At 31.0% G+C, this 18,106-nt stretch carries 19 protein-coding genes, 1 other RNA gene and 1 pseudogene; 17 read left to right on the top strand and 4 right to left on the bottom strand.

What is annotated here, in order from left to right; translation table 11 throughout:
* The 13 genes and pseudogenes from rpsK to FYJ50_RS07760 all read left to right on the top strand — a co-directional run.
* Positions 1–112 (top strand): 30S ribosomal protein S11 (rpsK, locus tag FYJ50_RS07820; RefSeq protein ID WP_154460764.1); only part of this gene is annotated, 112 nt, incomplete at its 5' end.
* Positions 113–133: 21 nt separating this feature from the next.
* Positions 134–1,090, top strand: a complete 957-nt coding sequence (locus FYJ50_RS07815) for a DNA-directed RNA polymerase subunit alpha (protein WP_154460762.1) — start codon at positions 134–136, stop codon at positions 1,088–1,090.
* A 14-nt stretch (positions 1,091–1,104) separates the two neighbouring features.
* Positions 1,105–1,467 carry a 50S ribosomal protein L17 gene (rplQ, locus tag FYJ50_RS07810; RefSeq protein WP_154460760.1) on the top strand — a complete coding sequence of 121 codons (363 nt, stop codon included), beginning with the start codon at positions 1,105–1,107 and terminating at the stop codon, positions 1,465–1,467.
* A 35-nt stretch (positions 1,468–1,502) separates the two neighbouring features.
* The gene (locus FYJ50_RS07805) at positions 1,503–3,236 is read left to right on the top strand and encodes an ABC-F family ATP-binding cassette domain-containing protein (protein WP_154460758.1); all 1,734 of its coding nucleotides are present in this window, start codon (positions 1,503–1,505) and stop codon (positions 3,234–3,236) included.
* Position 3,237: 1 nt separating this feature from the next.
* A complete protein-coding gene (locus FYJ50_RS07800) occupies positions 3,238–4,146 on the top strand; it encodes a DMT family transporter (protein WP_235900947.1) in 909 nt (302 codons plus the stop codon).
* A 493-nt stretch (positions 4,147–4,639) separates the two neighbouring features.
* Positions 4,640–5,008 carry a BlaI/MecI/CopY family transcriptional regulator gene (locus tag FYJ50_RS07795; RefSeq protein WP_154460754.1) on the top strand — a complete coding sequence of 123 codons (369 nt, stop codon included), beginning with the start codon at positions 4,640–4,642 and terminating at the stop codon, positions 5,006–5,008.
* Between the two features lie 242 nt (positions 5,009–5,250).
* Complete coding sequence (locus FYJ50_RS07790; protein ID WP_205946478.1) at positions 5,251–6,135, top strand: M56 family metallopeptidase; 885 nt, start codon at positions 5,251–5,253, stop codon at positions 6,133–6,135.
* A 353-nt stretch (positions 6,136–6,488) separates the two neighbouring features.
* Positions 6,489–6,707, top strand: a complete 219-nt coding sequence (locus FYJ50_RS07785; protein WP_154460750.1) for a hypothetical protein — start codon at positions 6,489–6,491, stop codon at positions 6,705–6,707.
* Between the two features lie 164 nt (positions 6,708–6,871).
* A pseudogene (locus FYJ50_RS07780) lies at positions 6,872–7,279 on the top strand (transposase); the annotation flags it as partial.
* A 170-nt stretch (positions 7,280–7,449) separates the two neighbouring features.
* Entirely contained in the window at positions 7,450–8,991 is a 1,542-nt protein-coding gene (gene istA / locus FYJ50_RS07775; RefSeq protein ID WP_154460748.1) for an IS21 family transposase, read from the top strand.
* Positions 8,991–9,332 carry an ATP-binding protein gene (locus FYJ50_RS07770; protein WP_154460746.1) on the top strand — a complete coding sequence of 114 codons (342 nt, stop codon included), beginning with the start codon at positions 8,991–8,993 and terminating at the stop codon, positions 9,330–9,332. Before istA ends, FYJ50_RS07770 begins: the two co-directional genes overlap by 1 nt.
* Positions 9,333–9,709: 377 nt before the next feature.
* Positions 9,710–10,219, top strand: a complete 510-nt coding sequence (locus FYJ50_RS07765; RefSeq protein WP_154460744.1) for a hypothetical protein — start codon at positions 9,710–9,712, stop codon at positions 10,217–10,219.
* 454 nt (positions 10,220–10,673) lie between these two features.
* Positions 10,674–10,826, top strand: coding sequence for a hypothetical protein (locus tag FYJ50_RS07760; RefSeq protein WP_154460742.1), 153 nt, complete (start codon positions 10,674–10,676; stop codon positions 10,824–10,826).
* Positions 10,827–10,865: 39 nt separating this feature from the next.
* On the opposite strand, the gene FYJ50_RS07755 is transcribed toward FYJ50_RS07760, so the two are convergent.
* Genes FYJ50_RS07755 through serC form a run of 3 tightly spaced genes read right to left on the bottom strand, consistent with a single transcriptional unit; the run spans position 10,866 to position 13,872 of the window.
* Positions 10,866–11,633 carry a PHP domain-containing protein gene (locus FYJ50_RS07755; RefSeq protein WP_154460766.1) on the bottom strand — a complete coding sequence of 256 codons (768 nt, stop codon included), beginning with the start codon at positions 11,631–11,633 and terminating at the stop codon, positions 10,866–10,868.
* On the bottom strand, positions 11,630–12,790 hold the full coding sequence (locus tag FYJ50_RS07750) for a phosphoglycerate dehydrogenase (protein ID WP_154460740.1): 1,161 nt from the start codon (positions 12,788–12,790) through the stop codon (positions 11,630–11,632). The genes FYJ50_RS07755 and FYJ50_RS07750 overlap by 4 nt, the downstream gene beginning before the upstream one ends.
* Positions 12,790–13,872: a 3-phosphoserine/phosphohydroxythreonine transaminase gene (serC, locus tag FYJ50_RS07745; RefSeq protein WP_154460739.1), complete on the bottom strand. Its 1,083-nt coding sequence runs from the start codon at positions 13,870–13,872 to the stop codon at positions 12,790–12,792. Before serC ends, FYJ50_RS07750 begins: the two co-directional genes overlap by 1 nt.
* A 197-nt stretch (positions 13,873–14,069) precedes the next feature.
* Here serC and FYJ50_RS07740 point away from each other — a divergent pair, with 197 nt between their 5' ends.
* From FYJ50_RS07740 to ssrA, 4 genes are all read left to right on the top strand, one after another.
* Positions 14,070–15,224 carry a DUF349 domain-containing protein gene (locus tag FYJ50_RS07740; RefSeq protein ID WP_154460738.1) on the top strand — a complete coding sequence of 385 codons (1,155 nt, stop codon included), beginning with the start codon at positions 14,070–14,072 and terminating at the stop codon, positions 15,222–15,224.
* A gap of 58 nt (positions 15,225–15,282) precedes the next feature.
* A complete protein-coding gene (locus FYJ50_RS07735) occupies positions 15,283–16,500 on the top strand; it encodes a CapA family protein (RefSeq protein ID WP_154460737.1) in 1,218 nt (405 codons plus the stop codon).
* A complete protein-coding gene (gene smpB / locus FYJ50_RS07730) occupies positions 16,497–16,952 on the top strand; it encodes an SsrA-binding protein SmpB (protein WP_154460736.1) in 456 nt (151 codons plus the stop codon). The genes FYJ50_RS07735 and smpB overlap by 4 nt, the downstream gene beginning before the upstream one ends.
* A 21-nt stretch (positions 16,953–16,973) precedes the next feature.
* Positions 16,974–17,355: a transfer-messenger RNA gene (gene ssrA, locus FYJ50_RS07725) on the top strand.
* Positions 17,356–17,557: 202 nt separating this feature from the next.
* Here the strand turns inward: ssrA and FYJ50_RS07720 are convergent.
* A complete protein-coding gene (locus FYJ50_RS07720; RefSeq protein WP_154460735.1) occupies positions 17,558–17,821 on the bottom strand; it encodes a hypothetical protein in 264 nt (87 codons plus the stop codon).
* Positions 17,822–18,106: the final 285 nt, after the last annotated feature.

The following is an 18,106-nucleotide window of genomic DNA, read 5'->3' as shown; positions in this document are numbered from 1 at the left end:
AGAAGCAGCTGTAAGAGCCTTACAGGTAGCAGGATTGGATATCACAATGATCAATGATGTGACACCAATTCCACATAATGGATGTCGTCCACCAAAACGACCTCGTGGATAAAATGGATAAGGAGGATCCCTGATGAACGTAAATTTTAATATCAAGACATTAGAAGAATCAAATACATTAGGAAAATTTGTATTTGAACCCATTGATTATCGTTTTGGAACCACATTAGGAAATGCATTACGAAGAGTACTTTTATCATCTGTTCCAGGAGGAGCGGTTTATTCTATTCGTATTGACGGCGTTTATCATGAATTTACTGGAATGAACGGAGTTACAGAAGATGTAGCAGCGATTATTTTAAAGTTAAAACAGTTAATTCTGAAAATTGATATTTCCGATAATGATATATATACGTTACGTATAAATAAGCAGGGTCCTTGTGTTGTAAAAGCAGGAGACATTGAATGTCCTGCAGGAGTGGATGTATTAAATCCTGAATTGGAAATTTGTACATTGGCCCAAGATGGTGTATTAGATATGGAATTACTGGCAAAGCTGGGAAGAGGATTTGTTCGTTCCGATACAAATAAGGCATTCTATCAGAATGAAGGACAACCTCTAGGTATCATTTATATTGATTCCTTATATTCACCAGTAAAAAGAGTTAGTTACCGTGTTGAACCACATATTGCGGTAAATGATACTTATGATATCTTAACGATGGAAATTGAAACAAATGGTACATTGCTTCCTTCTGAAACTTTATCAATCGCAAGTAAGATTTTAAGAGATCATATTCATATTTTAACAGAAATCAATGAAGAATCTTTGGAAGAGGCTGAAAATCAGGAAGAAGAAGTTATTGGAGAACCAGTAAATTCTGTATCTCAGAAAATGATTGAAGAATTGGAATTGTCTGTAAGATCTTATAATTGTCTGAAACGTGCAGGTATAACTACTGTTGAAGAATTGACAGAGAAAACAGAAGAAGAAATGATTCATGTTCGTAATTTAGGTAAAAAATCATTAAATGAAGTAAAAGAAAAATTACATTCACTTGGGTTATCATTTAAACCTGGGAATGAATAAAATAGGAGGACCGTATGAGCTATCGCAGATTAGGACGTAAAGCAGATCATAGAAAAGCTTTATTGAGAAATATGGCTACATCATTGATTGAAAACGGACAAATTGAAACAACAGAAATGAAAGCAAAAGAACTAAGCAGTGTTGTGGATAAATTAATTACTTTAGCAAAAAGAAATGATTTACATGCAAGAAGACAAGTACTTGCCTATGTAAGAAATGTAGAAGTAGATGAAGAAGGAACAACAGCTGTTCAGAAATTATTTAATGAAATTGCACCATCTTATGCAGATCGCAATGGTGGATACACAAGAGTGGTAAAAACACGCATTCGTCGTGGAGATGCTGCTCCAATGGCAATCGTTGAATTTGTGAAGTAGAAATCTACTTCACTTTTTCTTTAAGGAGATTTGATATGTTAATTTCAGTTAGTCATCTAAAGAAGAAAATAAATGAAAAATGGATCGTTAAAGAGGCTTCTTTTTCAATTGAAGAAAATGAAAAAATTGCTTTAGTAGGAGTGAATGGAACAGGAAAAAGCACATTTCTTAAAATGATTAGTGACTTAGAACCTTATGATCAGGGAGAAGTTATAAAGAAGAATGGAATTAAGATTTATTATCTGCCCCAAATTCCTCATTTTATAAAAGAAACCGTTTATTCTGAAATATCTTATATCAATCAGCAGAATACACATCCAAAAGAAGATTTTGAAATTAAATCAGTCTTAACAAAACTGGGTATTTTAGATTTCAATCAGAATATAAATGAAATGTCAGGTGGGCAACAAAGAAAATTATCCATTGCATGTGCTTTAATTGTAGAGTGTGATCTTCTTCTTTTGGATGAGCCAACCAATCATTTAGATAATGAAATGATAGATTGGCTAGAAAATTATTTGATGAAATCGAAAAATTCCATTGTGATGGTAACTCATGATCGTTATTTTCTGAATCGTATTTGTACGAAAATATTTGAATTAGATCAGGGAGATTTTTATATTCATAAAGGAAATTTTGAAACGTATCTGGAAAATAAAGAAAGTCGTATTGAAATAGAAACAAAAGCCATTCAAAAACATAAAAATCTGTATCGAAAAGAACTGGCATGGGTTCGCGCAGGATGCCAGGCTCGTTCGACAAAATCTCAGGCACGACTTAATGCGTTTGAACAATTGCGTCAACAGCGTTTTAAAACACAGGAAAAAGCTTTATCGATTACAGGTAATACAAAAAGATTAGGAAAAAAAACCATTGAATTAGATCACGTTTCTTTTGGATACAATGAAATTCTATTTGAGGATTTTTCTTATAATTTCTTAAGAAACGATCGCGTTGGGATCATTGGTAAAAATGGTTGTGGAAAATCAACATTATTGAATCTGATAGCAGGCGAACTAAAACCTTCAAATGGTACTATATCGTATGGGGAAACTGTATCCATTGGTTATTTTAAACAGAAAGATTTAAGTGATGTTTCAAATTTGAGAGTGATTGATTATATTGAAGATACAAGTAAAGTGGTACAAGATGGTAAAAATAAGATAACTGCCAGTCAGTTGCTTGAAAAATTCTTATTTGATAAAAAGATGCAATATACAACCATAGATCGATTATCAGGTGGAGAAAGAAAAAGACTTTATTTGTGTAAAATACTTATGGAAGAAGTGAATGTCTTACTACTGGATGAACCTACAAATGATCTGGATATTGTCACTTTAGAAATATTAGAAGATTATCTGGATACCTTTAATGGGATCGTAATTGTAGTAAGCCACGATCGTTATTTTTTAGATCGTGTCTGTGAAAAAGTGTTTGTTTATGAAAATAAAACTATACATCCATATATGGGAGGATACAGTGATACCATCAGTCAATTAAAAAAAGAAAAAGGATATACCAGAAATGAAAAAAAAGAATGGAAAACGAAAACAATCCGATTATCCTATATGGAAAAAAAGGAATTAGCCCAAATCAATGAAAAAATACCAGAACTGGAGCAGAAAATTCAGAATTTGAATAATGAAATGAATTTTGTTTCGGATTATGAAACCATTCATTCTTTATCATTGAAAAGAGATCTACTGGAACAGGAATTAGAAGAATTTACAATGCGATGGATGGAATTAGAAGAAAAAAATGAGGGATAGTATGAATTATTCAAAACCATTAAATGTATTTATTTTAGCTGTTATTGCGACCTTTTTATGGGGATGTGCTCCTTCTTTTATAAAAATTGGATATGAATTATTAAATATTGATGCCACACAAATTTCAAATATTATTTTATTTGCTGGATTACGATTCACATTAGCTGGAATTCTAGTCATCTTTATACAATCCATTTTAAAAAGAAAACCATTAATTCCTCAAAAAACAGATATAAAACCAATCATTGTATTAGCTCTATTTCAAACCTTTGGACAATATATGTTCTATTACCTGGGTTTATCCAAAACAACAGGTGTAAATGCTGCAATTATCACTGGAACAGGTGCTTTAATTACTTTATTATTTTCGGTATATTTATTTAAAAACGAAAAACTCACAAAGAGTAAATTAATTGGATGTTGTATAGGATTATTAGGCATTGTCTGTATGAATATTTCAAATGAAGTGAATATATCATGGGGTGGAGACGGTTTGGTTCTAATATCTCAAATATGTTACTCATTATCTGCTTGTTTTATTCACTTGTTTTCGAAAAAACATGATTCTGTTTTATTAAGTGGTTATCAATTTTTAACAGGAGGAATGGCTTTAATTTTAGTTTCACTTTGTATGGGAGCTTCTTTACAATTTGAAGGAATAAAAATATACTTTGTCTTATTGTATTTAGGAATCATTTCTGCAGTCGCATATACATTATGGGGACTATTATTAGCTCATAATCCTGTAAGTAAAATTGGAATCTATGGTTGTTTAACACCAATATTTGGTGTATTTATTTCAGCTGTTTTATTACAAGAATTTAAACAAGCAATATCTATTCAAAGTTTATCGGCATTGTTTTTTATAGTATTGGCATTGTATTTAGTAAATAAAGAAAAGAAGGCATAAAAACTCATGGATTCACTCATAAGTTTTTTTAAAATTTAAAGTAAATCTATACAAATAAATATTTTAATTATTAAAGGAGGACATAAAACAAATAGAATTAACATTATTAACGAAAAAAAATGAAATCATGCCGATTCTTTGGGAAAGTGAAAAACTATAAGCGATAGAATATTTATAGACAAAACTCAAAGGGAATTGAAATGATGGCTAAAATGCGTTATAGTTCATTAAATATTTTTTCGCAATATTATATCAAAAAGGTCGGGAGTTTGTTCAGTTCAAAATTTCGGCCTTTTTTTGACTGTATAATTAATTTGATATTTCAACCGTTACAGACCACTATATATTTATGAATTCGTTTTTTGATTCTTTCTTAAAATATACTATCTTAACTTTAATTTTGATTGTGTTAAAATTAGCAATTAAAATAAAAAAAGAATGTTTATGTTATTAAATGTTTACGGTATAATATTAATAGAAAGGAAGAATATTTATGGAACTAAAGTTATTAACAAAAAAAGAAAATCAGATAATGTCAATTCTTTGGCATAATGAAGAAGCTTTAACCGCTCATCAAATAACAGAAATAAATCCTGATTTAAGTATTTATACGGTTCAACAAGTGCTTCAAAGACTATTAAAAATGGAGTATATCAGAATTGATCAAATCAATTATTCTGGTACTGTACTCGCACGTTTTTATACACCAAATATAACAAAAGCAGAATATATGAAGTTTTTATTTGGAGAAAAAAGTACATTTGAATTGGCATCTAATTTTATTGAAACTAGTACAAATGAAAAAGAATTGGAAGCATTAGAGGAATTAATAAAAAAACAAATATCCTCTATAAAAGGATAGAAAATATGATTTTTTCCGTATCTTCTTTATTTATTACTCTTATTGTTTCAACTGTGCTTATTCTATTATTTTATTTAATATTATTTAATAACAAATTAATTTTTTTATTTCGAGTGGATTTACTAATTGTATTGTCTTTAATAATTATATTAAGATTATTTCTGCCATTCGAATGGCCATTTACAATCACAATTTTATTTCCAACTTTGATGAATCCGATTTTTGATTTTTATACATATAAATTGGTAAATAATTTTACAGTACTTTATTTATTAATTTTTATTTGGATAATCGGAAGTATAATTCAAACAATCCGGTTTATAATTCAATTTAAAAAAATATCCAACATATTTAATATATTAAAACAAACAGCAGAAAAGAAAAAATTATCGGATTTTTTAACAATTGAAGAAAAAATTAATTATCCAGTATGGATCGATAACGAGATTCCATGTCCAATGATTTTAGGTTTTAAGAAAATCATTTTACTTCCAAAAATGAACTTACAATCAAAAGAATTAGACTTTGTTCTTTTCCATGAATTAAATCATTTGAAGCACCATGACAATTGGATAAAACTCATAACAAATATACTTTTGATACTATACTGGTGGTTTCCACCCGTATATTTGCTTTGTAATAAAATTCATTTGGTTTTAGAAATGAGAGCAGATAAACATGCAATAAAAACATTGTCTAAATTAGAAGTGGCAGATTATGCTAAAACACTGACAAAGATACAAAAGTCAATTTCAAATCAACAATCTTCAATATTTAATAATTTAATGATTTCATCAAAATTTTATATTGAAGACAATTCGTATACACTTCTATTTAGAGTTAAATATCTGTTTAATCGACATTATGGAAAAAGGTCCAATGTATTATTGATTGCATTGATTGTTTTCTTACCATTATTAAGTTATGGGGTTGTATTTGAACCATACTTTAAACCTCCAGTTGAAGGAGAAGATTACTTTTATGCTTCCGATTTTGAAAGAGGATTTCTTGTTTATCACAAAGATGGGACTTATACAATGCATATTGATGATAAAATACTTGAGTTAGGTAAAATAGACCCAAAAGAGGATCTGGCTTTTAAAGATGTTCCAATTATTGAAGAATAATAAGATTGAAAGTCAATTATTTCTGATTTCAATTTTAGTTATGCTATTAAGGAAGTACATTTTTTTTGAGTTATAAAAAGTTCTATTCTAAAAAAGAAAAATTGCATTAACAGTCATTCCAATATCGTCATCTTTTGTTTAAATAATAAATGTCCATGTTCAAGGGCCTGCTTATTTATTTTTGAAGAATAGTGGTATAATATCAACTAAATAAGCATTTTTGTCTATTCTACTACACAAGTTCTATAGTATGCCAACTCTCAATAAAATGGTATCACAAATAGTTGAAGAGGATAGTAGTTACACTAATAAAATATTTATACTCGCATATAATGCGGGAGAGGAGGAAAACTATGAAAAGAATTATTTTATCTTTATTTATATGTACTTTAACATTGTTAAACAGATTTCCTATTTATGCTCAAGAAAATATTTCGATAGTTAATGAAGTTGAACCAAGAGCAGATGTTTATGAATGGATTTATAAAACAGAAAATGGAAAAACATACAAACGACTTTGGAATGCGACAAAGAAACGTTGGGAAACAGAATGGATTCAAATAGGAAATTAGTTTTGTTTTTAAATAAAAATAAGAAAAGAGTATGTCCTGAAATTGAAATCAGGACTTTTTTGAGAGTGTAATATAAACCGTGTAAGTTGAGAGCGTACGGATCAACTTCACGGTTTTTATTATTATCTATGCTATGATATAGGAGAAAAAAGGAAATGAATGAAATGGCAAGACAAAAAAGAGACCCTAAGGCTGTGGCACTTGCCCAGGCTATTATTGATACTTATAAACCTAAGTCAGTTGAAGACATGAATGATGCACTCAAGGATATTTTTGGACCGATGTTTGAAGCAATGTTAAAAGGTGAAATGGATAATCACCTTGGTTACGATTCAAATGACAAAGGACCAAAGAAAGATTCGAACAGAAGAAACGGTTATGGATCCAAAACAATAAAGACAACAAGGGGTGAAGTTAAAATTGATGTACCCAGAGATAGAGATGGAACTTTTGAACCCGTGGTAGTTCCTAAAAGACAGAAAGATGTCTCAGAAATCGAAGATAAAGTACTAGCTATGTATGCTAGAGGCATGTCTCAGAGAGACATATCATCAACGATTGAAGATATCTATGTGAGTATTCCACGCATTCAGAGCCACACCGTCCAGCACTGAGAGCCACCTATTCCATTATTTAGAGCCACCCAATCCATTAATCAGAGCCGTTTATACACCTTCAGTTGTAAGATGTATTTGTAGAATATTAAGTTCTACAGATCTTGCGAATTGGAGGTGTTTTTTTTATGCGAGATTTAAAACGAATTCTTGAACTTAGGTTTGAGAATCATTCTCAGCGTGAAATCGCTAGAATGCTGAAAGTGTCACGAAATACGGTTCGTGATGTATTTGATGCAGCAGATGCTGCAGGTGTCTATTGGAACACTGCTTACAATTTAAGCGAATCCCAAATTAATGAACTTCTTTTCCCATCAAATGGAATAGATGTTTCTTATGAACAGCCTGACTATGCATATGTGCATAAGGAGCTTTTGAAGGTTGGAGTCAGTTTGAAAATGCTTTGGAAAGAATATGTGGATCAATGTAAAAGTACGCATAAGGTATATCTAAAGTACAGTGCATTTTGCAGCAACTACTCAAGCTATGTAAAAAAGAACAAGCTTACAATGCATATCACGCATAAGCCTGGGGATAAGATAATGGTTGACTGGGATGGTAAGACAATGAAGGTTCATGATCGCTCATTGAACCAGGATGTTACTGCTTATATGTTTGTAGCCGTGCTTCCATTCAGCATGTACTGTTATGTAGAGGCTTGTCCTCGGATGGATTCTAAGAATTGGATTAATTGTCATATTCACGCATTTGAATATTTTGGTGGTGTCTCACGCATTCTTGTTCCAGATAATCTTAAAACCGGTGTTACTGAACACAAGAAGTATGAGGATCCTGTTTTGAATAAATCTTACCAGGAAATGGCAGACTATTATGGAATGGCTGTTATTCCTGCACGCGTTAAAATGCCAAAAGATAAAGGAGCTGCAGAAGGATCTGTATTCAGTATGGCTACAACGATAATTGGTATTTTACGTAATCGAACATTCTTTACTTTTGAATCATTGAATAAAGTCATCTATATTGAAATGAACAAATTAAATAATGAAGAATTCCAAAAGCGTGAAGGTTCTAGAAAATCTGTTTATATGAATGAAGAAAAAGAGTATATGAATCCATTGCCAGAACATCCATTTGAATTGAGTGAATGGAAAATGGCAACAGTCCAGCTAAATTATCATATTCAAGTAGAAAAAATGAATTATTCAATTCCTTATGAATATGTTGGAAAACGAGTGGAAGTAAAACTGACAAAAGATACAGTCACTGTTTATTATAAAAAGAATCAGATCTGCCAACATAAACGCTTATATGGTCATCGCAATCAGTATTCTACCAATGAGGCGCATATGCCAAAGAACCACCAATTGTTCCAGTGGAATAAAGAACGCTTTATGAATTGGGCTGCAACAATAGGTCCTTCCACTGTTGAACTAATCACTCTTATGTTTAGTCGTTACAAAGTAGAAGAACAAGCCTACAAGGGATGTTTGTCTATTTTGAAACTGTCCGATAAATATTCGCAGGCAAGATTAGAAAATGCATGTAAGTTGGCGCTTTCTCGCTTATCTAATCCTACCTATAAGAATATTAAGTTGATTCTAGAATCAGGTCAAGATGAAGTAAAACGCGAAACTGAACGTATGATAAATAAAGAAGATACTACATACGCATTCACTCGTGGAGCTGAATATTATGGGGGTAAAAAGTAATGAATCAAGAATTATATGAAAAACTAAGAGAAATGAGATTGCCTATCATGGCTGAAGAATATAAAGATCAGTCAGAAAATACGGATACACAAAATATGACTTTTGAAGAAAGGTTTGAATCCATAGTCATCAAAGAATATGATTCACGTATAAATCATACTGTTGAACGATATATCAAGAATGCACGCTTTTATGATTCGAATGCCAATCTACAGGATATTAATTATAAACCTGACCGTGAAATCAACAGAGGCTTGATAGAAGAATTGAGTACAAATGAATATATCCAGCATGAATATAACGGATGGGCAAGCCCATCCGTAATATTCATCTATATATAAAAGTTTTAAAACGTATATCTGTTATTTGTATAACAATGTTTCTCATAATCAATTAAATAAAATTGATATTGTATAAAATAACAATAATTGCTATAATTAATTTAAAGATAACGTTATCAATTAAATGGAAGATTAGTTATAGAGAAATATATTTTTTTGTACCGATATTGCGAAAAAAACTATAACAATAAATTCTAACATGATTTTAGTTGTTTCACTGACAACAATTCAATGTTATGAATCAAAAAGAAAAGGAATGATGTCAATGTGAACAATAAAAGAAATATTAATTAAGCATAATCAAAAAATTTTAGAAAGGAAAAAGTATATTACAAATAATTGTTAGATGGGTTATTTGTAATATACCAGGAAATATTATGAATTATTCAATAAATTTTAAAAAAATATTTTATGTTTTGGTTACTATGTTGGCTATGATGTGTATGAGTATAGTACCAGCACAAGCAGCTGCAGGAAGAAAACTTATTACAAAAAATGTAAAAAGTACACAATATTGGTCTACTTACACGATAACTTATTCAGTAAATGCTACAGCAGGATTAACTTATAACAATTCGAATAATATAACAGCAATATCAGATTTATCATTTTCAGGACATAGCTATACTGTTAATCCTGTCGCTAGTGGTGGTGTAACATGTACTTTAACTACAAGACAAAAGAGTAAAACTTATTCTGGAACAACTGCTACTTATGTCATGACGTTAACTCGAAATGTAATGGGAGTTTATGTTGATAACGTGGACTACACTCTTACGTACAGAACAAGCGATGCAGGAACTCCATATTCACTTGAAAAAGATGAATTTTTAGTATTAGTTGATGTTGAAGAAGGAGAACCATATAATATTCAAATTCTCGAATAAAAGAATTCGATCCTGAATGATAAAAAATAATTAGTTTTTCAAAGGGATATCAAAAAGTAAAAATTGCATTCGTCAATCATAGATTAAAATATAAAAAGTCAAATCATAACAGATATTAATAATGTATTATTGTTCATAGGATCTTTATTTTAATAAGTAAAAATAAAGATATAATTTAATTCTGTTTAAAGGGTATGTACTTTTAAGCTCAATTAGTGGATTATACTAATTGTGCTTTAAATTCTTGCTTAATTGTATGTTAATTGATTTGTTAAAAATTGTACTATATAAAGCTTATCTTATAGAAGAACTGTTATTATATTTTAATTAACAATATTATGTTTTAATATTTATGATACAATACATTTGAAGAAAGACATATAAATGAGGTGAAAACCAATGGGGACATAAATAAGCTGATTAAAAATGATATTTTAAAGAAAGGATTTAGATTATGAACGAGGAACAAAGAAAAAAAGTAGAACAATTAAATAAAGATAATAAACAATTAAATGACATTCACCAATCTTGGATTGAAAAATCTAAAGTTCAAATTATAGGTGGAATCATTATTGTATTATTGATTATAGGTGTTTTCATTTTTTAAATTATAATAAGAAAAAGAAGCTTACGTTGTAGGCTTCTTTTATAGTTGATCAAAATTTTTTGCGACATCTTTTGGATAATGTGCATCGGAACAAGTAATAATTTTGACATTGTGTTCTTTTAAAATATTGCGAAAAACTGGATGTAAACCAATTTCTGGATGATGATATCGATAACTAGCTCCAGTATTATCTTCTAAAGCAACATTAGCTTTAGAAGCATGTTTTGCGATTTCTATATAAGTATTTGTCAAATCATATGAAGGATAGATTTCATACATCTTAATCACATCGGGATGGGCAATTTGGGTAAATAACTTAGAATCAATGGCTTGAATTAAACAATCAAAATATTGTCTATAAATCATGTCTACGTCATTCTTTGTCCATAATAGTTCTTTCGATAGTTCATGTAAATCGTATATGGCGCCGTCTATGGAATGAATGGCTCCAACTAAGAAGTCATAAGGAAATTCATTGAGTTTTTCCTTGAGAAAGTCAATGTGATTTGGACTAAAACAGACTTCCAATCCAAAGGATACTTTGATTGGAAGTCTTTCTTTTTTGATTTCCTTTATTAAAGAATAATATTCGTGAATTGAATTTTTTTGTTTGGATTCTACCCATTTTTTTTGACGAACATCGAAAGCACAGACTTGGTCATAGAGCTCTTTAAATTCAAAGAATCGATGTGTGTGATCTAGAATACAGAGATGGTCAATTCCTTTTTCAAAGGCTGCATCAATGAATTGATGGACGTATTCTTTTGTTAAGGGACCATTTTCTAAGTGAGTGTGACCATCTATCATTGTTTGTAACAAAGAACACGAGTTACGCCATCAATTTTCGAAATCGCATCCAATGTATCTTGTGATACTTCTGAATCTAAGTCTAACATTGTATAGGCAATGTTAGACTTAGATTTATTTAATAAGTTTTCAATGTTAGAATTGTCTACAAAACAGTTTGTGATTTGGCTAATCATTTTTGGAACATTTTTATGAATGACACAAATACGATAAGGAGCACTGAATTCCATAGATGCATTTGGTAAATTCACGGAATTTGTGATATTTCCATTCTCCAGATAATCTTTCATTTCCTGACATGCTTTTACTGCACAGTTGATTTCACTTTCTTCTGTAGAAGCTCCTAAATGAGGGATTGCAGCTACAAATGGATGAGAGGCCAGTTTGTTTGTTGGGAAATCAGTAACATAGAAAGCAACTTTTCTGGAATCTAAAGCTTCTTTCATATCGTCGTCATTGACAAGACCACCACGGGCAAAATTTAAGATTTTAACTCCATCTTTCATCTGGGCAATGGATTCTTTATTAATGGTATTTTTTGTTGAATCATTCATTGGAATGTGTAGTGTAATAAAATCACATTTACGGTAAATATCTTCAATGCTTGTTTCATGATGAACATAACGAGATAAGTTCCAGGCAGCATCAATAGACATATAAGGATCGTATCCATGAACTTCCATACCAAAACGTAAAGCCAGATTAGCAACTTGAACCCCAATGGCACCACACCCAATGACACCCAATGATTTTCCAACCAGTTCATTTCCCGCAAAACGTTTTTTCTGTTTTTCTACAAGTTTAGATAAATCCGGATTATCGGATTCTTTTTTTACCCATTCCATACCATGATAAATGTCACGACTTGCTAAAAGTAAACCGGCAAAAACCAATTCTTTTACGGCATTACTATTGGCACCCGGTGTATTAAATACAGCAATTCCTTTTTCGGTACAAGTATTGATATCAATGTTATTAACACCGGCTCCTGCTCTACAGATGGCTTTTAATTCTGGATTGTATTCAATATCAAATAAATTTGCACTACGAACTAAAATTCCATCACAAGATTGTACATCTTCAGAAACATTATAATTCGCATTGAATTGATTTAAACCTTCCTTAGCAATATTATTATATAATTTTATGTTATACATTATAAATTCCTCTCTTCAAATTCTTTCATGAATTGAACAAGTTTTTCAACCCCTTCAACAGGCATCGCGTTGTAAATGCTGGCACGCATACCACCAACAGAACGATGTCCTTTCAGATTTTCAAAACCTGCTTCTTTTGCTTCTTTAATAAATTGAGCATCTAAATCTTTATCCCCTGTAATAAAAGGTACATTCATTAAAGAACGAGACTCTTTTTCTACCGTTCCTTTAAATAATTTCGATTCATCTAAGAAATCATATAGAATTTTAGCTTTCTTTTCATTGATTTCTTTCATAGCTGTTAAGCCACCTTGTTCTTTTAACCATTTAAAGACTAAACCACAAATATAAATTCCATAACATGGTGGAGTATTATATAAGGAATTGGCATCAGCTTGCGTTTTCCATTTTAACATGGTTGGAGTGCATTCCATAACATCATCACGAATCAGATCTTCACGAATGATGGCAACAACCACACCAGCAGGTCCAACATTTTTTTGAACTCCAAAATAAATTACACCAAAGTCAGAAACATTAACTGGTTCAGATAAAATACAGCTGGACATATCCGCTACCAATATTTTACCTTTTGTATTTGGAATTTCCGGAAATTTTGTTCCATAAATTGTATTGTTGTAACAAACATATACATAATCAGCATCTTCTGAAACGTTTAAATCCGAACAATCCGGAATGTAAGAGAAAGTTTTATCTTCACTGGAAGCAATCACATTGGCTTTAATATAGCGTTTGGCTTCCTGATAAGCTTTTTTAGCCCATTGTCCTGTAATGATATAATCCGCAACACCATTTTTAGATAAGTTTAATGGAACCGCTGAGAACTGCTGAGAAGCACCTCCCTGTAAAAACAATACTTTATAATTGGATGGAATATTTAACAGGTCTCTTAAATCTTGTTCTGCCTGATCTATAATTTCCTGAAACATTTTGGATCGATGCGACATCTCCATTACCGACATTCCACATCCTTTATAATCTAACATTTCATCTGCTGCTTGTTTTAATACGCTTTCTGGTAGTACAGCAGGTCCGGCACTGAAGTTGTATACTCTTGACATAATTTCACCTAAATCCTTTCTTCACGTGACTTATATTATACAACCTTTTATAGATTAATCAAGTGTAATGTTCATAATCTGTATTCAAATGTATACAAATTAAGCACATAAATTTATAAAAAAAGAAATGACAATTAAATTAAAAAAGGTTAAAATATATCTATATATTGTATTCTATATTGTGGTTGGAGGAAATTATGGCAGTAGATTATAATGACGAAATGTTTGAAGAACAAGACTTAGGTGCAGACATCAATGAAAAAGAAAAATTGATTGAAGAAGCTGAAAGTCTTAAGGACGAGACGAATTGGAATGAAGCCAATCGTAAAGCAAATCAATTGAAGAAAAGATGGCGTAAAATTCCATTCTATGAATCTTTGCAGGAAGAAGATTTGAAAGAACGTTTTGAAAAAGCTCTGGACGTTGTTTATGAAATGAGAAATGAAGTATTTAAAAAATCTCAGGAAATTAAAACGAATCTGATTCAGCAGGCAAAAGATTTATCTTTGTCCGAAGAATGGAATAAAACAACCCAAAAATTAAACGAACTAATGGATGAATGGAAAAAAGCTGGTAATGCGGGAGATAAAGATGATGAGTTATGGAAACAATTCAATGAAGCTCGTCAGGTATTCTATGATCGTAAACGCAAAAACTGGGAAGAAATGAATAAAAAATTTGAACAGGCTCGTCAAATTAAAGAAACTTTAATTAACCAGGCAAAAGAACTTCAAAATTCTGAACAATGGAAAAAGACAAGCCAGAAATTAAATGATTTAATGGATCAATGGAAAGCAGCTGGAAATGCCGGTAAAGAATATGAAAATGCATTATGGAATGACTTTAATGCAGCTCGTCAGGTATTCTATGATCGTAGAAGCGTTTTCTATGAAGAATTGCATAAAAAACAGGAAATCAGTTATGAACAGAAAATGGCTTTAGTGAATCAGGCAAAACAAATTGTCGCAACAAATGAATTCACAAAAGAAAATACAGAGACAATGAAAGAATTGTCAGCTGAATGGAAAAAGATTGGTTCTTGTGGCAAAGAAAAAGAAAATACGATCTGGAAAGAATTCCGTTCTATTAATGATGAATATTTTGATGGTTTAACAAAATTTAATGAACAGAAACATCAGGACTGGAAAAAGAGAATGATCGACACTCGTGATTATAAGAAATCACAAATTGAAAATCAGAAACGGCAGATTGCTCGTCTTCAGCAGGATACGTTAGGATTGATTAGTGAAGAACAGACTCGAGCTATTGAACAGCAAATTGCGGATAAAGAAGAATTTATTCAGAAATTAGAAGCAGAAGTTGCAGATATCGATAAAAAAATTGGAGAATAACAGGATGAATTTTTTCATCCTTCTTTTTTTATGATAGAATAGATTCAAAGAGGTTTATATGAAGAAAAAAAGAAGAAAAGTAAATGGATTTCATGTGGTTCTGATTAGTACATGTTGTTTATTAACAATCGTTTTGGTTTGTTGTTTGTCTTTAATTGGCATTCGAGTCATGAATAAAGATATTACGGAAAAAGAACAGCCGAAAGTACTGCAGAAAGTGGAAAAGAAAGAAAAAGAAACGAAAGGAAGTTCATCTTTTTCTTTTGTAGGAATGGGCGATAATCTGATTCATGGAGCAATATACTATTGGCAAATGCTGGAACAGAATGGCTATAATTTTGACGATATTTATGAATTGACGAATCCATATGTACAACAGGCTGACTTTGCTTATTTGAATCAGGAAGTTATATGTAATGGGGAAGAATATGGATTGTCCTCCTATCCTGTATTTAATGCACCTAGAGAAATATTAGATGCGGTTGCACATTCAGGTTATGACTGGTTATCTACTAGTTCCAATCATTCGATGGATACTGGAGCCACTGGTTTACTGGAAGAAATGAATTACCTGGATAAAACCTATCCAGAGATGGTTTATACAGGAACGCATACAAGTCAGGAAGATCGAGACAACTATAAAGTTATTGATTTAAATGGAATTAAAGTAGGATTATTAGGTTATACCTATGGATTAAATGGATATTCCATTCCAGAAGATATGCCATGGTTGATTGATGTCATTGATGAAGATTTAATACGATCCGATATGGAAAAATTAAACAAAATCAGTGATGTTCAAATTGTTGCGATGCATTGGGGAACAGAATATGTAACATCGGTAACTGACGAACAGGCTTATTATGCAAAAGTATTAAATGAATGTGGAGTGGATGTCATTATTGGAACACATCCACATGTTATTGAACCATGTGAAATTTATCATGGAGAAAAACAGGATACTTTAATTTATTATTCTTTGGGTAACTTTTTAAGTGCACAGGATACAGTAGCTGGAATGATAGGTGGAATGGCTAGTTTCACATTAAATTATGATTTTGATACAAAAGAAGTGTCATTTAAAGATGTGAAATTTATTCCAACGGTAACTTATTTTAATGCCAAGTTCACAGATATTAAAACAACGACCATTCATGAATATACAGATGAAATGGGATCCAGTCATGGGACAGTTGGAACAACAAAAGAAGCAGTTGCAGAATACGTACAGGAAGTTGTAGGAAATCCAGAAGGAATTGAGGTAGTGTTGGAATGACAAATCAGAAAACCGTTGCAGAGAATAAGAAAGCAAGACATGAATATGAGCTTTTTGATTGCTTTGAAGCGGGTTTAGAATTAAAGGGTACAGAAATAAAAAGCATTCGTAAGGGAAAAGTGCAATTAAAAGATAGTTTTGTCAGTTTTTCAAATGGGGAAGCTTATATAAAAGGAATGCATATTTCTCCTTATGAATTTGGAAATCGTTTTAATCATGATGAAGTAAGAGATCGTAAATTGTTGCTTCATAAAAATGAAATTCGTAAATTGTATCAGTCAACTCGTATTAAAGGATATACAGTTGTCCCTGTACGATTGTATTTAAATCATGGATTGGCTAAAATGGAAATTGCATTAGCTAAAGGTAAAAATCTACATGATAAGCGAGAAGCTCAGAAAACTAAGGATGCACAAAGAGAAATTCAAAAAGCATTGAAAAATCGATATTAGTATGTTAATATAGAGCATCCTGGGGGTGTTCAGGCATTCGATAGATAAATGTTTGGATCCAACTACAGCCGTGAAGGAACACGTAAAAACCAACTTAAATTAAACGCAAAAACTAAATTAGCTAATGTATTTGGATTTAACCAAAACATGGCTTTCGCTGCTTAATTCGTCGAAACAGACTTGCAGCCCCTTTTAAGAATTTCGCTTTCTTATTCTTAAATGTGTGTTATGGCAAAGAAGCTAGGATAACCTTTTGACCGCAAGGAAGTCTGAAATATTCAGGTTGATTTGAATGATTCCCTTCTGTTCATCCAGGCATTCAAATTATAAGATGAAATAAGCTGTAAACGTTGTTTCGTGGGACTTTGTTTAGACAGGAGTTCGATTCTCCTCACCTCCACCAATAAAAAATAAATGTGTCAGTTTTTCCTTAATATTAAAGAAAATTGACACTTTTTTTGGTTTATAAATTATTGTTTGACTAACATTTTTGACTTCTAAAACCACAAAGAATCAGGAGTTTTCCGGAGGGATTCTTTTTAATATAATTCCTGAAAATAGTATTTATCGTAGGAGAGGTTTCAACTGATTAAATTAAATGGGTTCTAATTAATTCCTAAATTACTACGTGCGAAATTTAATTGTTCCTCTATTTTTTCTTTATATTTATTTAAATCAAAAACAAATGAATCCATCTCACCATTTAACATATCTAATAATGGTTTAACAGCAAATGCAAACAAGTCATCGTTTATACCCAACAATTCATTTATAATTTCATTTTTATATGAAACATCTAGTAAATCTGGATATAAATCATTTTGATATATTTCAATGGCTTGTTTTATGTATTCCAAAGAACTATTCATATGATGCATTGAAACTGCTAAGTAGCTAAGTTGCAACAAATCTACAATCTTTTCCTTGTAAATTATAGTTGAAGTTATTGAAGGAGAACCATACAATATTCAGAATTTAGAATAATGGACTGTAATAAGAAAATAATCCTAAAATAATAAAAATATGCCAATCATAGTAATATAATTGTCGTATTGAATATGTATGTGAGCGTCAAATAACGTGTATTGACGAATTAAAAATGATGAAGAGTATGTGATTTTAGATCTTCATCATTTTGTTTTTGTGTACAGTTC

It is taken from the genome of Floccifex porci, from assembly GCF_009696175.1.
In the GTDB taxonomy this organism is placed as follows: Bacteria; Bacillota_I; Bacilli_A; order Erysipelotrichales; family Erysipelotrichaceae; genus Floccifex; species Floccifex porci.
Note: the sequence above shows the minus strand (reverse complement) of the source record. Positions and strands in the feature narration are given on the sequence as shown.